17 protein-coding genes and 6 pseudogenes are annotated in these 20,685 nt (G+C 57.7%); 8 read left to right on the top strand and 15 right to left on the bottom strand.

The features are described from left to right. Positions 1–49: 49 nt before the first annotated feature. Positions 50–739: pseudogene (locus tag AXG89_RS30905) on the top strand (SDR family NAD(P)-dependent oxidoreductase); the annotation flags it as partial. A gap of 416 nt (positions 740–1,155) precedes the next feature. On the opposite strand, the gene AXG89_RS42495 reads toward AXG89_RS30905, so the two are convergent. From AXG89_RS42495 to AXG89_RS30890, 4 genes and pseudogenes are all read right to left on the bottom strand, one after another. Beyond that, positions 1,156–1,308 (bottom strand): hypothetical protein, encoded by a 153-nt coding sequence (locus AXG89_RS42495; RefSeq protein ID WP_162916160.1) that lies wholly within the window; start codon positions 1,306–1,308, stop codon positions 1,156–1,158. Between the two features lie 416 nt (positions 1,309–1,724). Further along, complete coding sequence (locus AXG89_RS44455; protein ID WP_335672000.1) at positions 1,725–1,820, bottom strand: NAD(P)-binding domain-containing protein; 96 nt, start codon at positions 1,818–1,820, stop codon at positions 1,725–1,727. Continuing rightward, positions 1,817–2,016: pseudogene (locus tag AXG89_RS43720) on the bottom strand (dihydroxy-acid dehydratase); the annotation flags it as partial. The gene AXG89_RS44455 and the pseudogene AXG89_RS43720, both read right to left, overlap by 4 nt. Before the next feature lie 140 nt (positions 2,017–2,156). Next, positions 2,157–2,705, bottom strand: coding sequence for a TetR/AcrR family transcriptional regulator (locus AXG89_RS30890; RefSeq protein ID WP_062174305.1), 549 nt, complete (start codon positions 2,703–2,705; stop codon positions 2,157–2,159). A gap of 213 nt (positions 2,706–2,918) precedes the next feature. On the opposite strand from AXG89_RS30890, the gene AXG89_RS30885 reads away from it, so the two are divergent. The 3 genes from AXG89_RS30885 to AXG89_RS30875 all read left to right on the top strand — a co-directional run bounded on the left by AXG89_RS30885 (position 2,919) and on the right by AXG89_RS30875 (position 5,441). Beyond that, entirely contained in the window at positions 2,919–3,653 is a 735-nt protein-coding gene (locus AXG89_RS30885; RefSeq protein WP_062174303.1) for an SDR family NAD(P)-dependent oxidoreductase, read from the top strand. A 392-nt stretch (positions 3,654–4,045) separates the two neighbouring features. Then, a complete protein-coding gene (locus AXG89_RS30880; protein WP_062174301.1) occupies positions 4,046–5,128 on the top strand; it encodes an IS630 family transposase in 1,083 nt (360 codons plus the stop codon). A gap of 13 nt (positions 5,129–5,141) precedes the next feature. Next, the gene (locus AXG89_RS30875) at positions 5,142–5,441 is read left to right on the top strand and encodes a hypothetical protein (protein WP_062174299.1); all 300 of its coding nucleotides are present in this window, start codon (positions 5,142–5,144) and stop codon (positions 5,439–5,441) included. Between the two features lie 389 nt (positions 5,442–5,830). Here the strand turns inward: AXG89_RS30875 and AXG89_RS30870 are convergent, their stop codons facing one another. The 5 genes from AXG89_RS30870 to AXG89_RS30850 all read right to left on the bottom strand — a co-directional run bounded on the left by AXG89_RS30870 (position 5,831) and on the right by AXG89_RS30850 (position 11,395). After that, complete coding sequence (locus tag AXG89_RS30870; RefSeq protein WP_062174298.1) at positions 5,831–7,417, bottom strand: DHA2 family efflux MFS transporter permease subunit; 1,587 nt, start codon at positions 7,415–7,417, stop codon at positions 5,831–5,833. A 67-nt stretch (positions 7,418–7,484) separates the two neighbouring features. After that, entirely contained in the window at positions 7,485–8,732 is a 1,248-nt protein-coding gene (locus AXG89_RS30865; RefSeq protein WP_062174296.1) for an HlyD family secretion protein, read from the bottom strand. 37 nt (positions 8,733–8,769) lie between these two features. Continuing rightward, on the bottom strand, positions 8,770–10,272 hold the full coding sequence (locus AXG89_RS30860) for an efflux transporter outer membrane subunit (protein ID WP_062174880.1): 1,503 nt from the start codon (positions 10,270–10,272) through the stop codon (positions 8,770–8,772). A 40-nt stretch (positions 10,273–10,312) separates the two neighbouring features. Continuing rightward, positions 10,313–10,756, bottom strand: coding sequence for a MarR family winged helix-turn-helix transcriptional regulator (locus AXG89_RS30855; RefSeq protein ID WP_062174293.1), 444 nt, complete (start codon positions 10,754–10,756; stop codon positions 10,313–10,315). Positions 10,757–11,026: 270 nt separating this feature from the next. Next, positions 11,027–11,395 carry a TetR/AcrR family transcriptional regulator gene (locus AXG89_RS30850; protein ID WP_082771722.1) on the bottom strand — a complete coding sequence of 123 codons (369 nt, stop codon included), beginning with the start codon at positions 11,393–11,395 and terminating at the stop codon, positions 11,027–11,029. On the opposite strand from AXG89_RS30850, the pseudogene AXG89_RS30845 reads away from it, so the two are divergent. Together AXG89_RS30845 and tnpB are read left to right on the top strand one after the other, a co-directional pair. Continuing rightward, positions 11,369–12,091, top strand: a pseudogene (locus AXG89_RS30845) (IS5 family transposase); the annotation flags it as partial. The gene AXG89_RS30850 and the pseudogene AXG89_RS30845 sit on opposite strands and share 27 nt — an antisense overlap. Before the next feature lie 453 nt (positions 12,092–12,544). Then, positions 12,545–12,658, top strand: a pseudogene (tnpB, locus tag AXG89_RS30840) (IS66 family insertion sequence element accessory protein TnpB); the annotation flags it as partial. Positions 12,659–12,758: 100 nt separating this feature from the next. Here the strand turns inward: tnpB and AXG89_RS30835 are convergent. Beyond that, positions 12,759–13,346, bottom strand: coding sequence for a TetR/AcrR family transcriptional regulator (locus AXG89_RS30835; protein WP_062174879.1), 588 nt, complete (start codon positions 13,344–13,346; stop codon positions 12,759–12,761). Positions 13,347–13,566: 220 nt separating this feature from the next. Between AXG89_RS30835 and AXG89_RS30830 the strand changes: the two genes are divergently transcribed. Next, positions 13,567–14,532, top strand: coding sequence for an NAD(P)-dependent alcohol dehydrogenase (locus tag AXG89_RS30830; protein ID WP_062174289.1), 966 nt, complete (start codon positions 13,567–13,569; stop codon positions 14,530–14,532). Positions 14,533–15,275: 743 nt separating this feature from the next. On the opposite strand, the pseudogene AXG89_RS30825 reads toward AXG89_RS30830, so the two are convergent. Beyond that, positions 15,276–15,473: pseudogene (locus tag AXG89_RS30825) on the bottom strand (transposase domain-containing protein); the annotation flags it as partial. A 22-nt stretch (positions 15,474–15,495) separates the two neighbouring features. Between AXG89_RS30825 and AXG89_RS30820 the strand changes: the two are divergent. Next, a pseudogene (locus tag AXG89_RS30820) lies at positions 15,496–15,714 on the top strand (transposase domain-containing protein); the annotation flags it as partial. Positions 15,715–16,044: 330 nt separating this feature from the next. On the opposite strand, the gene AXG89_RS30815 reads toward AXG89_RS30820, so the two are convergent. The 4 genes from AXG89_RS30815 to AXG89_RS30800 form a co-directional block, all read right to left on the bottom strand. Continuing rightward, complete coding sequence (locus AXG89_RS30815; RefSeq protein ID WP_062174285.1) at positions 16,045–17,178, bottom strand: IS110 family transposase; 1,134 nt, start codon at positions 17,176–17,178, stop codon at positions 16,045–16,047. 238 nt (positions 17,179–17,416) lie between these two features. Further along, positions 17,417–18,418 carry a transketolase family protein gene (locus AXG89_RS30810; protein WP_062174282.1) on the bottom strand — a complete coding sequence of 334 codons (1,002 nt, stop codon included), beginning with the start codon at positions 18,416–18,418 and terminating at the stop codon, positions 17,417–17,419. Further along, the gene (locus tag AXG89_RS30805) at positions 18,415–19,257 is read right to left on the bottom strand and encodes a transketolase (RefSeq protein WP_062174281.1); all 843 of its coding nucleotides are present in this window, start codon (positions 19,255–19,257) and stop codon (positions 18,415–18,417) included. Before AXG89_RS30805 ends, AXG89_RS30810 begins: the two co-directional genes overlap by 4 nt. Positions 19,258–19,294: 37 nt before the next feature. Beyond that, entirely contained in the window at positions 19,295–20,593 is a 1,299-nt protein-coding gene (locus AXG89_RS30800) for an MFS transporter (protein WP_062174878.1), read from the bottom strand. Between the last annotated feature and the right edge of the window lie 92 nt (positions 20,594–20,685).

Here is a 20,685-nt window from a genome sequence, read left to right as displayed (position 1 = left end):
GCACGTACGGATCTGTGCGGGGGGCGGTGGGTAACCACCGTCCCTACCGCGACCGGAAAAGGTAGCCAAGGACATCATCAAGCAGGGCGGCCGCGCCTGTACTGTGCTTGGAGACCTGACGTGCGATGACGATGTACAGCGACTAGTCGAGGAGGCCGAAAAGCTCGCTGGCCCTATCGATATTTTGGTGAACAATGCCGGAGGGTCGGGTGGCGGGAAGCAGGGCTGGGCGGATACACAGCCCGCTTCGTGGGCGTCCGCTTATGATCGAAATGTTCTGGCCGCCCTTCGGGTCACGACGCGGCTGTTGCCGAACATGCGGCAAGCCAAATGGGGACGCGTGATCAACATTTCCAGCCTCGCAGCAACGATGCCGCCAGCCACTGGACCGGACTACTCGGCGTGCAAGGCAGCGATCAACGCGATGACGGCTTCAATGGCTAAGGAGGTCGCACCGGACGGAATCACGGTCAACGCTGTCTCTCCCGGCACGATACACAGCGCCACGCTCGATACCCGTTTCCGAGAAGTCGCAGCCGAGCGTGGTATAGCGGATATAGACGCGCCTTGGGAAGTTATCGAGCGCGCTGTCCTGCCGATGTTTGCTCAGGTTCCTGTCGGTCGAGTTGGTCGCCTGGATGAAATCGCCGATGCCATCGCTTTTCTCGCAAGCCCGATCGCAGGGTACATTACCGGAATCAACCTGCGAATCGATGGCGGCCTGTCCCCCAGCCTATAGAAGCATCGAAGGAAACAACCGAGGGGTGTGCCGCACGTCGTTCCCGTTTTCGCGATACCCGACTGCCTTCTGCATTGGCCTTCGCAATAGGCCCCCGCGGTGCTTTTCACGAATTCTTGCTATTCGCTACATGCCCGCCATCCTGTTTTGGCCGGTAGAAAGGTCGCACGCTGCGGCCTTCTCATTTCCTACGATTTGCATCGTTGCTCTCAATGGTGACGTTGGAACTAACGATCAAGGTACAGAAACTTTGTGCGTGGCAATCGCCGATATCTCGCTCACCGATGCTGCACTTAGCTGCAACAAGTCCGACTCGACCCATCCCCAGGAATGCAACTACGAAGGACAGCTCCTTCTCTTACGCGGTCTAGTTGTCAACGAATCGATGGCACGAATGATTCATACGGACATACGCTTTAATCCTTGTTTCCGCCATCAATCAAATTACGCGCCTCGCGGGCACAGTGGTTCAATGCGCGCGCCGCTGTCATTTGCTCCTCGCCCAGCGCTTTCACCGCCCGGTTTTTGTTGAGAAGAACTTGTCCCGTGGAGATGTGTTCGATCGCCATTGCAACATCGAAATAGACATGCTCGGATCAACATCATTTCTCACTGCGTTCATCGTGGCGGCGAAGACTTTGTGCAAAAAGAAGTTTTTCATCGGCTGTCAGCTTGATTGGGCATCATAGTATGAACCCAATTATCTGCGCCCGTCGTTCCTACAGACATTCCGTCAAACATGGGCGCAGGAAGCAGACGTCTCTATTCCTAAAAAGCACGAATTGACAAAATTACGAACGACGATACGAGGCCGCCATGGCCGAATGCGACAGCCTCCACTGCGTCGGCAAAGCAAAGCAAAGCAAAGCATGACTATGCTCACGCAGGCAGCAACATCCGCAGGCAATTCGCACGCGATGCAGCGCGTCGCCGCCTGGGCGTCGGTGGAAGCCACAAGGCCGTGCACCTTGTCGGAAGAACGGTTTTATACCCGCACGACATGTCCTGCTTCGACGAGGCGTCGCGCCATCGGGAGACCCATCTTGCCCAGCCCGCAAAAGCCAAGTGCTGGCGCGCTCATGCGGCTGTTCCATCGTCGCCGTGCGTGGGCGCGTCGTACGGCCAGTCGAGATTGCCCGAATGCGTGACCGCACCCAGATGTGCGGTCGCACGAGCGCCTCGTATTTTTCCAGTACGCCGGCGAGCCGACGCTTTGGCCGCTCGGGCATGGCAGCACGGCGCAGCGCAAGTTCTTCGTCGCTCAGCTCGACGCGCAGGACGCCTTCGCGCGCGTTGATCAGCACCACACAACGATTTTCGGAAGGGAAAAGTCGCCCGGCAAGAACCGTTTTCGCTCGACGCCGGGCTTTTCCGGTAGTGGAAAAAATGCTAGGTTCACTTCCCTGATATCGCTACACTAACGATTTGTCAGGATCGCGCTGGCAATGACATCAAATAGATGAACAGCTCGCGGCGCAAACGAGGGCTGGTCGCCGAGCCACCCCAGTGCGCCGATCAAGGCAAACAGGTCGGTCCCATCAATGTCGGCTCGCGCCATTCCCTCAGCCTGTGAACGCAGAAGTAGTCGCGCGCCTGCGGAACGCACCGTGACGCATGAAGCGTGAAGAGCGGACTCCGGGTCCGCGATGGAGGCCGCCATCAAAGCTACAACGCCGCTATAACTCCGTACAAACGCCACCCCCTCCCGAAACCAGTACACCAGGGCGTCATCAGGTGAACTTGAAGTTTCGAGTTCGGCTGCCTTTTGCGTGAGTGCGTCCAAACTTGCGCGGAGCAATGCATCAAGCAATGCTTCTCGCGTGGGGAAGTGACGGTACAGCGTGCCGAGCCCGACATCAGCTCTGCGGGCGATGTCGCGTAATGATGCGTCGGCACCTTGCTCGGTGACGACGCTGCGCGCGACGTTGAGTAGGTGATCGTAGTTCTTTCTAGCGTCTGCTCGCATAGGCTCGTCTTGACAATCGGATCGGTGCTCCTTTAATATGGAGCAGTGCTCCATTACGGATAACACATTCCCGCCGGAGTGTACACACAAGCCGGCGAACACAACGAGGCGATTCGGCAGCACGAGTACGTGTCCCCTAGATGCTGCGCTTCGAAGTTGCGCCGGTGCCTGGACTGACGACGCCTGTTGCCGTCTATAACGGAAGGAGCGGTTATGAGAAAGCTTGATGGCAAGGTTGCGGTGATAACGGGTGGAACCAGCGGAATGGCGCTGGCCACGGCCAAGTTGTTTGTCGAGCAAGGCGCGTATGTTTTTATCTCGGGCCGGAGGCAAGAAGCTCTGGATGAGGCCGTCAAACTGATTGGCCGGAACGTGACCGGCGTGCAGGGCGATGCGGCCAACCTGGACGATCTGGACCGCTTGTTCGATACGGTCAAGCGGGAAAAGGGCAAGATCGACGTGCTGTTCTCGAGCGCCGGATCGGGGGAATCCGGCAAGCTCGGCGAGATTACGGAAAAGCACTTCGACACGGTTTTCGGTTTGAACACGCGTGGCACGCTTTTCACGGTGCAAAAGGCGTTGCCGCTGTTTAACGATGGCGGGTCGATCGTTTTGAACGGATCGATGGCCGGGGTCAAGGGCTTTCCTGCTTTCGGTGTTTATTCGGCGAGCAAGGCCGCGTTGCGCTCCTTCGCCCGAACGTGGCTGAACGAGCTGAAGGACAGGAAGATCCGGGTGAACGTGCTGAGTCCGGGGCAGATCCAGACACCGATTCAGGAGCGTTTGTTCGACGCGGAGACGATCAAGCAGTTTGAATCCTTGATCCCGCGGGGGAAAATGGGACGCCCTGAGGAGATTGCGACTGTGGCGCTGTTTCTTGCTTCGGACGACTCGAGCTATGTGAACGGGGTGGAGTTGTTTGTCGATGGTGGCACCTCGGCAATCTGAAATCGCCCAGCGATAGAGCGAGTGGATCAGTCTCTGTACGAAGGCGTCCTTCGCTCGAATCGTTGTCGGTAGACGGCGAGACAGTCATCGAAACGGGGATAGTTGGTAAAACAAACGCTAGATAACATCTACTTAGGACACCGAACAAAAAGGTGTTAAACATTATTATGTAAAATTAAATCTCATTCTGCGTCACCGAAGCCCACAACTTGAGCGCGACATGGTCCGTTATTAACCTTTCGTCAATCAGCGCTCCGGTTGACGGCTGTGCTTTCGATCGGTAAAGGCCTTTCAAGCAGGACCGAATGGATCGACCTCCATCGGAAGCGGCATCCTAGTACAACATCCCGGAAATATCTTGATTAAATGATTGCCTCGGCTATCATTTCGGGATGAGCCGAGGTCGTCATGCAACGCCAGTGAAGTTGGCGAAGAAAGAACGAGAAGAACTCCTGTCGCTGATCGAGCGGAAGACCGCGACTCAGCGAGATGTGATGCGGGCACGCATCGCGCTGTGGGCGCATGAAGGACACTCGAATACGGTGATTGCTCGAGAGTTGCGCATATCGGTACAGACGGTCTGCATGTGGCGCAAGCGCATCGTACAGCATGGTGCGCAGGGCCTGCGCGAGGGTGAGCGCAGCGGCCGTCGTCCTCGCATCACGCAAGAAACGCGACTGCAGTTGATTGCGTTGGCATGTGAAGCACAAGAACCCGAAGGACGGGTTACGCCGACGCTGGACGAGATCGTAGCGCGGGCGATCGAGCGCGGCATTGTCGAACAGATTAGCCGCAGTCATGTGCAGCGCATTTTGCAGGCTGGTGACGTTCGACCGCACCGGGTCAAGCAATGGCTACACAGTCCCGACCCGGCCTTTCGTGAGAAGGTCAATGTGATTTGCAAGTTATACCGCAAAGTCCCTCGCAACGCGGTGGTACTGAGCATCGACGAGAAGACTGGCATTCAAGCGATCGAGCGTAAGCATCCGGGGCGTGCGCCGGCGCCGGGACGGCTGCGTCGTCGGGAGTTCGAATATATTCGCCACGGCACCCAGGCGCTGATTGCTGCGCTGGATGTACATACCGGGCGGGTGCTTGCAGATTGTCGCGAACGGCGCACCCAGAATGACTTGGTCGCCTTCATGGAGCGCGTGGCGGCTGCGTACCCGAGCAAGCAGGTGCATGTGATTTGGGACAACCTCAATACGCATCGCGCCCAGGCCGTCTGGCAAGCGTTCAATACACGGCACGACGAGCGATTTCACTTCCACTTCACCCCGCTGCACGCGAGCTGGGTCAATCAGATCGAACTTTGGTTTGCCCGCTATACGCGTCGGGTGCTACGCAATGCCAGTCATACCAGCACCGCGCACCTACGCGAGCGTACCGAACTGTTTACCCGCGATCATAATCGGGCAGCACGCCCCTTCAAATGGACTTTCCGGGGCTATCCGCTGCAAACGGGCACATCGTAATCGAGAGACAGACATGCCAGCCATCCCCACTAAACATTACGCGGCCGAACTTCAGCGTCAACTGCGCAGCTTGCTTGGCCACGAGCAGATCGTCACACAAGCGTATGGTCGGCACCTCCTGATCAAACGTCTCGATGATGAGAAGCCGACGGTTGTGGCGCGCCTCACCGAGCTCGGCCGCAATAGCTATAGCGCCGCCTTTCGCAGTCACACCGGGCGATGGGAACCGCTGCCCGGCACAGGTCCGCTCGACGAGATGGCGGAGGTCGTGGTCACGCTTCTACAGGCGTACTTGCAGCCAGATAATTATTAAAGCTATTTGAGGGATGTTGTACTAGTGGTAGCTGCCCGACCATGACCAACCACCCCGTGGAGTCACGAATTCCTCGCCGGAATAGACGTTCAAGGCACATGTTTGGGCAAACCTAACATCGAGCTCAAATGAGGGCGCGGCGCTGCTGATGGAGCTGCACTACCCGTCAGTCGCCCCCAAGCGTGGCGCTTTCTAGCCATCCCGGCGAGCTGCTTCGCATAAACCCAAACGCGTCTCCGTACGGCAATAATGCGCGGGCGGTGCTTCGCAACGAGTGCCTAGCATCTGCGAAGCACTTAAGTTAATGACGCATAGCGAACCAAACTGCGTTGATTGATTCTGTTTTACATGATGCAGCGCTTGCCGCTTCTGCGCCGCTTAACGTTTGCCTAGTGGCCGCCAGCGCCAGCGCCAGCCGCCACCGCTTCTCCGCTTTTACTTGGCCGGGTCAACCAAATAAGCGGGATGATTGCGATGAAAATCACCGCCGAGAGCCAGAAGATATCGTTTATGCCGAGCATGGCAGCCTGGGTGTTAAGTGCACGTTCAAAGGCGGCATACGCCTGATCTGTGCTTCCGCCAAGCGTGTGCTGCAAAGCTTCAATGCCCGCGGTAAAGCTCGAATTATTCACGCTGGTTTGTTCTGCAAGTCGCGCGTGGTGCAAAACCGTGCGGTCATTCCAGCCGGTGGCGACGAGCGACGTTCCAACCGCCCCGGCAAACACCCGGGCAAAGTTCGACAACCCTGCGGCAGCCGGAATCTTTTCAGGGGCCAGGCCCGACAAGATAATGGCCGTGAGCGGCACGAAGAACAGCGCGGTCGGGATACCTTGCAGCAAGGTCGGCAACACGAGCGTAAAAGTGTCGACACCAGTGGTGTAGTGCGAACGCATAAAAAACACCGCTGCGAATCCGACAAACGCCAAGGTAGCAAGCACGCGTGCGTCGCTTTTTGGCATGATCTTCGCCATGACCGGCGCCAGCAGTACGGCGAATATCCCCAACGGCGCGGTCGCAAGGCCCGCATCAACCGACCGATAATTCAGGTATTGCTGCATCCACTGCGGAAGGATCACGAGGTTTGAAAAGAACACCGCATACGCCACCGAGATCGCGACGGTGCCGCCGAGAAAGTTACGCCCTTTGAACAAGCGCAGATCGATGATCGGGTTCTTCTCCGTCAATTCCCAGATCAGGAAGAACACAAAACTGATCAACGCAAAGACGCCGAGTCCTACGATCACCGGGGACGTGAACCAGTCGAGATCCTTGCCTTTATCGAGCATGATTTGCAGCGATGCAACCCAGGCGATCAGCGAGATCAGACCGACTGAGTCAATGGGAATCTTCTTTGCCGGCGATTCCCGGGTTTTGTAGATTGCCCACGTGACACCAGCGGCGAAAAGACCAACCGGAATGTTGATATAGAAAATCCAGGACCACGAATAGCTATCGGTGATCCACCCGCCAAGCGCAGGTCCGACAATTGGGTCGACTGTCGCGGTCATCGCCCACAAGGCCAGCGCAAGCGAACTCTTCTCCTTCGGATAGGAACCGAGAAGGATGGCTTGAGACAGCGGAATAAGCGGACCGGCAACCGCGCCTTGCAGTATGCGCGCCGCCAGCAAAACAGTCAGGTTCGGCGCGATGCCGCAGAGAAAAGAGGAAACCACGAACAGCAGGATTGCCCCGACAAACAGCTTGACCTGCCCTACGCGTTGCACGAGCCATCCGGTGAGAGGAATGGACACTGCATTCGCGGCGGCAAACAACGTGATCACCCAGGTGCCCTCATCAACCGATACGCCGAGATTGCCTGAGATAGTAGGAATCGCCACATTCGCGATCGATGAATCCAGCACGTTCATGAACGTGGCAAGCGCGACCGCGAGCGTAGCCAGGAACAGGCGGCCGCCCGTGAGCGGTGGCAGTGGCGCGGCGGACGCACCGGCTATGGGTTTAGAGGGATTTGCCATGGTTGCTCCGCTGATGATCGATTTACTTTGTTAATACTCACAAACTCAGAATTCACATCGAAGCGCTTCAGCCAGCGGCCAGAGACTGCTTCGCACGCTTCGAAACGTCTTTGCTTGAAACCGTTGTTGACGCCGCCAGCGGGATATTTGCCGCGATGATCTTCGCGATCTCGGCGTCCGCCTGGATGCCGTACTGTGCAAAAACATCCGTGCGATATGACGTATTCGTGGCAGCGGCCAATTGCGTACCGCTCTCGTCCCGGGTCTCGACTTCCACTTGCATCGACAAGCCGATCCGCAACGGATGCTTGTTCAATTCGGCCTGATCGAGTTGAATACGCGCGGGCAAGCGTTGCACGACCTTGATCCAGTTGCCGGTCGCATTTTGCGCAGGCAAGACCGCAAAGGCACTGCCCGTTCCGGCGGAAAAACCAACGACTCTTCCGTGATACTTGGTTGCGGAGCCGTACACGTCCGCCGTGAGCATGACGGGCTGGCCAATGCGCATGTGCCGCAACTGACCTTCTTTGAAGTTCGCGTCGACCCATACACCGTCGAGCGGCACAATCGCCATCAGGGGATTGCCGGGCGCCACGCGTTGTCCGACTTGCACAGAGCGACGGGCGACATAACCTGTGACTGGCGCCGGCAGCGTGTTGCGCGCGTAGCTCAGATAGGCGTCGCGCACCTTGCTGGCGGCAGCCTGGACGTTCGGGTGTTGTTCGATCGACGTGCGGTCTGTCAAGGCACGATTCGCTTGCGCCTGCTGACGCGCCGCATCGAGTGCAGCTTGCGCACTGGCTACAGCGTCGCGAGCGTGGGAAACGTCTTCCGCCGAAACCGCTCCGGTATTGGCTACCGCCTGGCGCCGTTGGAGGTCGGAGTGGGCACGCGTCAGATCGGACTGCCGTTGCACAACGGTCGCCGCATAAAAGTCGTTGTTCACATAAAGGCTGCTGACCTGCCGTACGGCTTGACCCAGGCTTGCTTCCGCGTCGTCGAGCGCGACCTTCGAATCCGCCGAGTCGAGGGTGACGACCGGGTCTCCGGCTTTCACGATTTGCGTGTCGTCCGCGTTGACCGCGACGACTGTTCCACTTACCTGCGGCGTAAGTTGAATCAGGTTGCCGCTGACGTAGGCGTCGTCAGTCGACTGGAAGAATCGCGCGTCGGTGTAGTAGTAGGCACCGTATGCCGCAGCCGATACAACGACGGCCACACCCAGCAGCGTCAGCAACAACTTGCGCTTTGTCTTCGGGGCAGCCTCATCTTTCAGATCAACGCTCGCACGGCCGGATTGGATGGAATCGCTCATTTCAGATACTCCCGTTGAGTTCGTAGTGGTTACCGGCTTAGCGCGCGACAACTGCTTGTGCAGAGGAAACATTCGCAGCGACACCGTTTTGATTTTGCGTATCGACGTAACCTCCGCCGAGAGCCGCGCCAAGTTCTATTTGCTGATCGCGCCGATTCAATTTCAGGTCGACGATTGCCTGGTCGGCAGCCAGCGCATTCATGTCGGCGTTCAGTACGGTCAGCTGATTGGTGAGTCCGGCCTTGTACTGCGTCAAGGCGATCTGGTCGGCGCTATGAGCGGCTTGCTGAGCATTGATTGCGTCAACGAGTTGGGCGTCGGTTGAACGGATCTCGCCCAATCGTGTGGCGACTTCGCTCAACGCTGTGACCAGCGTCTGGTTGTAGGTTGCGACGGCGTAATCGAAATCTGCATAACGACCTTTGAGCTGAGCGCGCAATGCGCCGGCATCGAATATGGGGAGATGCACTGCCGGCCCCGCCGAAGCCGTCCTGCTCGCAGCAGTGAGCAATCGGCCAAAGCCGAAAGCATCGAGCCCGATCGCCGCGCTCAAATTGATGTCGGGATAAAACTCGGCCTTGGCTTCCTTCACGTCGTGGGTGAGTGCGTCGACGCGCCAGCGTGCCGCAACGAGGTCGGGACGACGGCTCACAAGGTCGGCCGGAAGGTTGTCGGGGAGAACGACTTCATCGCTTCCTGTCATTGTCGGAGGCGCGATGCTCAAGCCTCGATCCGGGCCCGCACCGACCAGCGCCGCAAGCTGATAACGCGTGGTGAGGATCTGGCCATCGAGCGATGAAAGCGCCGAGCGACTCGACGCCACGTTTGCCTGCGCCGTCTTCAACTCGACGGCGGTATCGAGCCCGCTTGCAATGCGGCCCGCCGCGATGCGTTCGATCTGGCTGCGCTGCGCCACCTGCTGCAAGGCGATGGCGCGCAAGTCGTACAGCCGGGCAAGCTGGTTGTAGGTGCGTGCAATCGATGTCGTGAGCGTCAGCTTGACAACTTCCGCGTCCGCCTCGGACGCTTGTTCTTGCGAGACCGACGCCTTCAACGCTTCGCGATTCTTGCCCCAAAGGTCGAGGTCATATGAAAGCGTGGCGGAGAGCTTGTTTTCCGTTTGCCATGAACCCGCATACGGCGGCGGCACGAGCGCAGTGCCGGAATATTGCTGGCGAGTGAGCGAGTAATCCGCGCCGATCTTCGGCATGGTGTTCGACTTCGCTGTCTCCGTGTAGGCGCTGGCAGCGTTTATACGGGCACGCGCTTGATCGAGCGTTGGACTGTTTTTTAAAGCTTCACTAAGCAAAGACTTCAGTTGCGGGTCGCCAAATTGATTTGCCCAGTCGGCGGCCGGCCAATGGCCGCCTTCTGCCGGAATGCTTTGCGTAGCGACGTAAGCCTGCGCAGGCGCCATGTGCTGTTCACTCTGAATACCTGCGTAGTTTGCACACGCTGATAGCACGGCGGCACAGATTAGCGACACTCCCGAAGTCGCAAGTCGCAAACCTGACGCAAATCGTTTTAACTGAGTACACATTTTCTGACCTGTCAGATAAATAATTAAATAAAAGCGGAGGCTAACTTTCTGCATCCGAAAACTTGCGAAGCAGCCGCCGCAAGTCCTGAAATTCTTGGGCTGTAAAATTTTCGAGCCGTGCGTTGAGTACGGCTGGTGCAATCTCCGGAATCCGACCTGCAACTTCTTCGCCCTTCTCAGTCAACGTCAGGTTGACCACGCGGCGATCTTCCTGGCTGCGTGCGCGCTGGAGCAGGCCCTTGCCTTCCAGCTTGTCGAGCATGCGCGTCATCAGGCCCGTGTCAATTCCCAGCAGCTTCGATAATTCGAACGGCGTAGCGGCCACACCGCGGGTGAGCGACAGTAGGATTCCCATTTGTTGACTCGAGATTTCCAGTTCTTTCAGCGCCAGGTCCATCTCCATGACCATCAAGTTTCGGGCCTTGTTCAGAAGAAAGCCGATGCTTTGCTCCAGGTTGAACTTGTCCTTCGAATAGTGTTTCATACCGGCCTCGTGTCGTTGAAAAGAACAATACCTGCTTAGTCAGATATTGTCAAGACAAAGGAATGTTTTTTCTGCTGAGCCTATTTTTCATTCGCGCTGGCCATCAACCGTTGCAGCGCAAGCCGGACCAAGTCGCCCGCGGTGGGGCCGCTATGAATATGCATTGCAGTGCAGTTCCGAAGGTCAACTCCATCACCATCGCACCAATTTCGAGCCGTGTCGCCGGTGCTTTGCCGTTCGGGAAAATTTTCTGGATAAGCGTGCCCTTGCTTATCCAGTTGGCCGTGAACAACTCAGTGTGGCGCTTTGTAAGCGCAGCGTCGCGTCGAGCGTGCGCACGAGGTCTAAAATCAGCGCCCGCCTGTCCGCCTCCTGCGAATTGATTGTCGCCCACTCGCTCACCGCCTCGACGATAGCCTCGGGGTCATCGAGCCCCAGCAGCTTCGCTTCCAATTCGTGCTCGGTGTGCAGCGCCGCTCCCTCGACCAGTTGCAGGAAGATCTCTTCCTTCGACGCGAAGTTGGAATAAAAAGCACCCTTGCTGAAGCCGGCTTCATCGACGATGCGGTCGATCGACGAACCGCCGAAGCCTTGTTCAGCGAAGACCTTCGCCGCCGCAAGCAGCTTTTGGCGCGTCATCTCCGCAAACTCGCATTTGGGGACCTGCCGGTGCCCAACTATACGACGCAAAGCCGCCGTTCACAGGAGCTTCAGGTCACGTTGCCCGAGATGTCGAGCGGCGACCCGATTCATCTGGTTATCGATAGTACGGGCGTGAAGGTCTATGGTGAAGGCGAACGGAAAGTGCGCAAGCACGGCTACTCCAAGCGGCGGACCTGGCAAAAGGTCCATCTCGGACTGGACGTGAAGACGGGCCAGATACGCGCGGCGCTGATGACGCATCAGGACGTCGACGACGCAAGTGCATTGCCGGGTTTGTTAGCGCAGATTCCTGCCGATGAACCCATCGATACGGTAGGCGGTGACGGTGCATACGATACAAAGCAGTGCCATAAGGTAATTGACGGGCGCAGCGCTACGCCGTCGATTCCGCCGCACGAGGGGGCGAAGCCTTGGCCTGAGGGTACGCCCGGAGCAAGCTGGCGAAATGAACCGATCAACGGAATTGCGCGAGACGGCCGGGACGAATGGAAGATGCACAGTGGCTACAATCGACGTTCGCTGATCGAGAATACGATGTACCGGTTTAAAACGCTCACGGGGAATTGTCTTTCGGCGCGCTGCATTGGTTCACAAGCGACGGAGGTCGCCATCCGTGTTGGCATCATCAACCACATGGTCACACTTGCACGCCCGCGGTCCGTGCGTATTTAATGAATTTAGAATCGCAGGTGTACGGGCGCGTGAACTGTCGATTTTAGCGACAAAGCCGACGCCATGCGCAATCAATTAACACTTTCGGTTGCACGAATTAAAGAACGCCGACTCTCTTGAAGGTATCTGCTGTTCAGGTGGCGCCATCAGTACTTGGACGGGGTCTTCGGTTTGCCCACGGTGAAGGCAGCCGCGCCGGTTACTGAGAGTCAGCCACCTGCGCTTTTGCCTGTTTCAATTGTCGAGGATGCGCCGGAGACGACGCAAGCCACACGCCCATCGGTAACGGAGAATACGCGCGCCGAATCTGGCGTGTGCGAGGTCGACTTCGTGCATGCCGTCCTGCGTCGTGCTGCGCCTGTTGATCCGCGAGTTGTCTTGCCTTCCAGAGATGGCGCAAAGATCGGCCTTCCGACGGGCACGCGGATTTGGGTTGCTGCAGGTGTGACTGATATGCGCAACGGCTTCCAGGGCTTGGCCGCAAAGGTCGAGGCAGCGCTTCAGGATGACCCATTCTCAGGCCATGTCTTAATCTTCCGAGGCAGACGGCGCAACGTCGTTAAACTTTAGTGGAGGTCACCCGATTTACGGTGGTTTCCGCTCTCTTGAACTTCTCCCGCCTGACGCGCTGAGTTGCACGCGGGAGTACGCGGGAAACGCCCGTCGTCTAGGTGCGACGGCGCCTTTTGGGTTTTATAGAGTCTGACATCTCGACCAACTCGCTTAATGGACGCTTGATGAAGCCGTCGGCCTTCAACATGACAAGTCCGTGAAGTCGAGCCCAAACGCCATACGCATCGTCACCCAAGGTCTCCACCAGCGAGGCACTGGACAACACATGCCTCAAAAGCCCTAAGGCATTGTCGGCAGCTGCGCTTAAGGCGCTTTCAGGCTGTGCTTCCGGGACGAGGCGAGAGGCAAACATCAATCTATAAATTTCGGTATTTGCTTCTCCGTAAGTCACATAGGCGAGCGAAATCGCCCGTAGCCGTTCAGCAGGCGCGCATGTCGCCAATGCGCCGTTGAGCGCGCTCACCAAATCCTCAAATCCTTCAACCGCAACGCCCTCAAGGAGCGCCTCGCGATCGGCAAAATGGCGATACGGCGCCGGCTGGCTTACACCCGCAAGCCGCGCCAGCGAAGTCAGGGACACGGCCTGTGCGCCGTTGCGGGAAATCTCTTCGCGCGCGACCCGAAGCAGGTCGCGGCGGAGATCTCCGTGGTGATAGCCATTCCGCTTTTTCTCGACAGTCATGTGATACCCCATAACTTTTGCTTGACAATAAAGTTTTGCGCCTTTATGTTATGAATCATAACATCTTGTGTAGAAGATTGTCGATGCGAATCCGTCGAGTGAGAATCAGGCTGTGTCCGGGCGGCGATTGAACAGCAGAGAGGCTGATTTTTGCTTGGTCGGGTCGAAGACCGAACGGCCTAAGGGCCTGCGGAAAAGGGAGAAACCAATCGTGGAACAAATGAGAGCAGCACGCTACAGCAGTTACGGTCCACCAGATGTACTTTACGAATGCACGACTTCGACGCCGACTCCCGGGCCAGGAGAATTTTTGGTTCGGGTGCATGCGTCCAGCGTTAACGGAATCGATCTGATCGTTCGCGCAGGCATACTGCGCCGCTTCACTGGACGCAAATTTCCCCGTGGTATCGGACTCGACTTTGCCGGCGAAATCGTTGGAATGAGTTCAGACGCGGTTTCCTTCAAGGTAGGCGATCGCGTATGGGGCGTAATGTCCCACGGCCAAGCCGGAAGTACCGCGGAGTTCGTCTGTGTGCAGGCAAAATATCTTTCCCAAAGCCCCGCAAACCTCGATTTGGTTTCCGCTGCGGCGCTCCCGGCGGTGGGCGTGACTGCCATTACAGCACTGCGGGATATCGGTCAGCTCAAGGCAGGTGACAGGCTGTTGGTTCGAGGCGCTAGTGGCGGAGTTGGCAGCGTTGCAGTGCAGCTCGGCCGTCACATCGGCGCGCATGTCACTGCGTTGGCACGATCAGCCAACCTCGATTTTGTTCGGGATCTCGGCGCCGACCTCGCGTTTGACTATGCGACAACCAGTCCGCGCGAGCTCGGCACCTTCGACGTAATCCTTTGCACGGCGGGTAGCCACGCAGGCGCATATCGGCGGCTACTCGCGCCGGGCGGACGCATGACCGTGATTTGCCCCGACCCGAATCGCCCTCTTACGTCCCTGTTGTACGTGCTGATGTCCTTCCTTTACGGGCCGCGCCGTGTCCGGTTGTTCAGCGCCAAACCGCGAACCCCGATGCTCGCGGATCTTGCAACTTACGTCGAGATTGGAGCGATCCGCCCCCTGGTAGACGGCATTCATCCGCTTTCTGGCATCGCCGACGCTCACCGCGCCGTGGAGGAAGGAGGACGTAAAGGCAAGCAGATTGTCTTACTCCACAACCCGACTGCCAGCTGATCAACAAAAAGCACCAGACTGAACTCAACTTGCCGGCGGCAGCTTGAGAAAACGACTGCAGTCGACGACGAAGCCCTGTAATCTCGCGTTCAAATATTCAGGATTATGACTAGATTCACCTATCTTGCCGCTTTCACTTTAAGCATGTTGTCCGCTTGCTGTAGGCGGTGCGTATCCCGCTGAGAGCAACGGATCGGACGGGGGTCAGCGAATAATCGATCGTTCCACGCTAGTTTCAACGCCCGAGGCCCATAACAGGGCGATTGTGGAATCCGTGCGAAATTTTTAGCACGAGACGATGATGCTCTCAGTCCGACACCGACGACGCGGCCATTCGGTCCATGACAGTTGCCCGCACATTCGCATGCGCAGGTTTTCCCGTGCACGTCGTTGCTGCGGCCACCGCCATTCGGCCGGTCGCATGTGACATCTCGATGCCATGGGGAGGGAATTGGAATTCTCAAATCGCTATCTTTGCCGGAAGCGTAGCTCACGATTAGGTCAACCATGCTGATTGATAGCCACGTCAAGCTTGCGATCACCAGGTTAGGCGGGCGGAACCTCGTATGCGCTGGGAAACGATGCAGTGTCGCTCAAATTGCGTTCTATGACGCGACGCTATTCTCTCGCCGCTGTCGCAACGGCGCGTTCGCCGGTCAGCGTGGCTCGCGGAACCGGAAGCCGCGCACCGGTCATAAGGTCGTTGTTGTGTAAGCGCCCGGCAAAGTCAGGGGTGAGCTCAATCAAGGGACAGGTGGTACCCAGTTATGCGGAAGCAATTCGGCGATCTTATCGGCCCGCTGTGTCGGCAGCCGCGTGAGGACGTCTTTTAAGTATGCGTACGGGTCGTGCCCGTTGAGCTGTGCGGAACGCACCAGACTCATAATGGCCGCAGCTCGTTGACCTGCGCGTAGAGAACCTGCGAGCAACCAGTTTGCCCGTTTATGGAGAACTCTGCATAACCGGCGCAACTATATGTTCGCCGGCTCCGACAGTGGAGGAGAACGGGCCGCGGCGATGTATTCATTGCTCGGCTCGTGCAAGCTCAATGGCATCAAGCCACGTGCTTATCTTGACTACGTGCTGACCCGCATCGCGGACCACAAAATGAACGTCATCGACGAACTACTGCCTTGGAACGTCGCCAGACTTCTGCCCCCGTTCCCACCGGCATCAAACTGATCCGCTCGTCTACGAAAATCTGAAGGGCCCCCACGAGACGCTGATATGACTTTCCATGTCAATCGCGATGCCCAGGTTTTCTGGTTTTTCCATAAGCGTATAAATTTCCTGAGGGCGACGTAGCAGTAAAGCCGACGGTGAATCACGCTGATATCCGCGGGTTGGGTACCGCATTACAGAGGTCCGTCATTTGAGCCTGCCGCTTTCTTACGCCGCGAATCGGCCTGCTGTCTGCCGTCGCGAAGCGTCAACGCGGGTTGCTCTTGTACCGGGCTACGCCGCCTTCAGGAAACTCTCAAGGGTGCTGTTGTGGTTGGTCCGCCTGTACGATTACACCGGTTGTACGGCATGTCGCGGCAGTGCCAACGACATCGCCAATCTGCTGATATCCCAAATGAAGCCGGCCAGCTCTCGGGCAACCGCTACCACGGCAACGTTGACATTCTTGCCCCGCGCCGCGAGCTTGCGGTACTTCTTGCATAACCGCAGCTGCGCATCCCATGCACGGTCAATGATCGGCTTCGGGATGCCTTCGTGTCGAGGCTGCAGGGTTTTGCCTACCCGTGCTGGATGCCGGTAGCTCCATGCTGCTTCGACCAGCAGCTTTCTTGCATAGCTGTTACCGGTCTTGGTAATAGCACCCTGGCGTCGCGTACCTCCGGACGAGTGCTCCGACGGTGTGATGCCCAACCATGCCATCAGTTGGCGGGGATGTTCAAAGCGTGACAGATCGCCAAGCTCGGACATCATGCCGATCGCCGTGATGAACTGGATCCCGCGCATTGCTTGCAACGCCAGTACTGCCGGATAAAAACTCCATTCGACTACCGCTTCGCGCAGCGCAGTTTCCAGTCGATCACATTGCGCCAGGCGGTCCTCGATCGTGCGGCGATGTTCGTCAAACGCAAGTTGCCGCCACGCACTTTCGAATGAATATTTGCTTAACCAGCGACGATGGGCAGCTCCCCAGTCGGCGCGCCCGATGTAGTGCACGCCGTGCGAGAGCAGGAAGGACTTCAGTCGCTGCCGTGCATGCCGTAGGTCGTCCCGGGCAGATGCCCAGGTCCGTGCGAGATCCCTGAACGCCTCGTCTTCAATGCTCGGCACATGCACCGCTGACAGGTCTCCTGCCCGGAGAGAGCGCGCCAGTTTGATCGCGTCACGTCGGTCCGTCTTGACTCGTTCCCCTGGTTTCTTTGGGATGAGCGACGGCGCGCATACCATGCAAACGAAGCCCTGTTTCACCAGACGCCGGTAAAGGCCATAACCGCACGGACCTGCTTCGTAGACGACACGCACCTGCGAAGCCTTCGACTGTAGCCGTTTGCACATCCGATCGATTTCTGTCGGTGTTGTGCCGGTCTTGCCCATCGATTCAACGTCGCCTGCGTCGATTGCATAAGCGATCGTAATCGATTCCTTATGCACATCCAGTCCAACGTACACCGTGCTATCGTTTCCCATGCTGGCCTCCGTGGGGGAATTTACCGGGTGTGGCCCGTCCACACCGTGCGGCTCTGGCAGAGATGCTAACCCGCGTTTCATTCCCCACGCCAGGCCAGCCTTATGCCTCACGGAAAGTCATACTGACTTACCTTAGGAGCGGCGTACGCAAACATGAAATCATCTGCGCATTCGTATGTTTGGCATTCAATTCACACGTGCGCATTGAAACCTGTCGGTACACCACTCCTCTTCTGGGTTAGCCGAGCCAGCCCTTAATCGTCGCGACCATTGCGTCGGTCGAAATGCCGTAACGGTCATGAAGGGTTGGGAGCGCCCCGGCGGCCAAGAACGCATCCGGCAAGGCAATCTGGCGAAACACGGGTGTCACGCCTGCGGTAAGCAGCGTCGTTGCGACCGCTTCACCCAAGCCGCCGATTGTTGTGTGATTTTCCGCAACAACGACCATCCGGCCCGTGCGCTTTGCTTCGCGCAGGATGGTTTCAGTGTCGAGCGGCTTGATGGTCGGAACGTGCAACACCCCTACCCCAACATTGTCGGCCCCGAGCGCCTTCGCTGTCTCGAGCGCACGCATGGTCATAATGCCGGACGAAATGATCAACACTTCAGCGCCATCGCGTAACAGCTTCGCCTTACCAATCTCAAATTGATAGTCGTATTCATCAAGAACCGCGGGCACGTTCCCTCTGAGCAAGCGCGCATAGACGGGGCCATTGTGAGCGGCAATGGCCGGCACCATTTGTTCCAGATCCAGCGCGTCGCACGGGTCAATAACTGTCATATTCGGCATCGCGCGCATGAGAGCAAGGTCTTCTGCCGCCTGATGGCTCGGCCCGTACCCCGTTGTGAGACCCGGCAACGCGCAGATCATCTTCACATCCAGGTTGTCTTCGGCGATTGCCTGATGGATAAAGTCATACGCGCGCCGGGTCGCGAACACGGCGTAGGTCGTCACAAAAGGCTGCGCGCCTTCGTGGGCCATACCGGCGGCCGCGCCCATCAGCAACTGCTCCGCCATGCCCATCTGGTAATACCGCTCGGGAAACTCCTTCGCAAAGATGTGGAGGTCCGTGTATTTTCCAAGGTCCGCAGTCATCCCGACCACGTTCTGCTTGGTACGGGCCAACTCCACGAGCGCGTGACCGAAAGGCGCCGAGCGCGTCACCTGGCCTTCGCCGGCGATCGAAGCGATCATTGCGGACGTTTTAAGGCGCGGCTTTTGTATCGTCGTATCGCTCATGCTTGTCTCCCTTCCTCAAGTGCTGCGAGTGCCAGTTGCCACTCATGGGCATCGACACGGATAAAGTGGTTCTTCTCTCGTTCTTCAAGAAACGGCACGCCGCACCCCATACGGGTGTCGCAGACGATCATGCGCGGTTGTGCTACCGGATGATTTCTTGCCGCATCAAACGCAGCCTTGACGGCCTCAATGTCATTGCCGACCACGCGCTGCGTGAACCACCCGAATGCTTCGAGCTTTTCGACAAGCGGCTCGAACGCCATGATCTGAGAAGACGGCCCGTCGGCTTGCTGATTATTGACGTCGATGATCGCGATCAGGTTGTCCAGCTTCCAGTGAGCGGCCGACATGATGCCTTCCCAGATGGCGCCCTCATCGAGCTCGCCGTCGGAGAACAGCGTATAGACGAAGGCGTCCGAGCCCTTGCGTTTGAGGCCCAGGCAACGGCCAACCGCGATGGCGAGACCCTGGCCCAGTGAGCCGCCCGACATTTCCATGCCCGGTGTATAACTGGCCATCCCGGACATCGGCAGACGGCTGTCGTCGCTTCCATAGGTTTCCAGTTCTTCGGCCGGCAAGATGCCGGCTTCAAGGAGCGCCGCGTAAAGCGCGATGGCGTAGTGGCCATTTGAAAGCAAGAAGCGGTCACGACCTTCCCAGTGCGGATCGTCCGCGCGGTAGCGCATCGCGCCGAAGTAAGCGACGGCTAATGCGTCCGCGATGTCGAGTGCCTGGCCGATGTAGCCCTGCCCCTGCACTTCGCCCATCAGCAAGGCATTTCTACGGATTTTGTAAGCGCGCTCGGCGAGCGTAACCACTTCCGACGATGGTTTATTCATGGTATCTCCTTCAAATAGGGGTATGGAGCAACACGTGTCAGCGATTGACGGTCTTGGCCGGTACCAAGAAGACAAGTCCCGCCCCGATCACGACAGCGACAGAAATGAAAATGAGTCCCGCAGTCGATTTACCGGTCAGGTCGTTTAACCACCCGACGATGGCGGGAGAAAAGAAGCCAGCAAGGTTGGCGAAGCAGTTGACTGCCGCGATCCCTGCCGCTGCCGACATGCCACCCAGCACGGCTGTTGGCAAAGACCAGAACTGCGAGGACGAAGCCAGGATGCCGGCTGCCGCAACGCTGACACACACCAGCGAGGCTGCAACGCCGCCGAGCATCGGCAAGGTTGCAAAGCCCGCCGCTGCCACGAGCATGGGAATCGCAAGATGCAGCCTGCGTTCACGATGCCGGTCAGCGCTCGCACCAATCAGTGGCAGCGCCACGATTGCGCAGATGTACGGGATCGCTGTAAACAAGCCCACCCACAACGGATCGGCAACACCAGACTTGCGAATAATCGTGGGAAGCCAGAATGTCAGCCCGTACTGGCCGAGGACGACGCAGAAATAAATCGCAGCCATGACCCACAGACGCCGGTCGCGAACGAAAGAGAGGATGGAGACGTGTGCAACCTTGTGCGCGTTGTCCTTCTCCACGTTTTTCGCAAGCAACGCCTTTTCTGGGTCAGTCAGCCATTTGGCTGATGCAATACCATTGTCCAGATAGAAAAGGATTGAAATGCCGAGGATCAACGAAGGCAGCGCTTCAAGGATGAACAGCCACTTCCAACCCGCCAGGTTGTGCACGCCCTGGAGGGAATGCATGATGTATCCCGACAACGGGCCACCCACAATTCCAGCGAGCGGGATCGCCATAAAGAAAACGGAGAGCGCTTTGGCGCGCCTTGTCGAGGGAAACCAATAGGTCAGGTAGAGGATGACGCCCGGCGCGAACCCCGCTTCGGCGACGCCCAGCAAAAAGCGCAAAATATAGAACGTCGTTGGAGTCTGAATAAAAACAAAGCACGCCGAAATGACGGCCCAGGTCAGCATGATCCGCGCGAGCCAGTTACGTGCGCCCACTTTGTGCAGGATGATGTTGCTCGGGATCTCGAAGAGGAAATATCCGAGGAAGAACACGCCCGCGCCCAACCCGTAGATGGTTTCGCTGAACCGCAAGTCGTTGAGCATTTGCAGTTTGGCAAAGCCTACATTGACTCGATCTAGGTAAGCGCCCAGATAACACACCATCAAAAATGGGATGATACGGCGGCCGACCTTCGCATATGTTCGGGCTTCAAATTCAGTTGTGCTGATGGGCACATCGAGGTCCGCCATGTCTGACGGCGCCACGGTTTTCGGTTTCATGCTTGTCTCCTGCTAATGCGCCTCGGGTTTCTCCCCGAGTGCGTTGGACTCAGCGGCTGCGA

The organism is Burkholderia sp. PAMC 26561, assembly GCF_001557535.2.
In the GTDB taxonomy this organism is placed as follows: Bacteria; Pseudomonadota; Gammaproteobacteria; order Burkholderiales; family Burkholderiaceae; genus Caballeronia.
The sequence above is the reverse complement of the archived record's forward strand: the minus strand, read 5'-3'. Positions and strand labels throughout refer to the sequence as shown.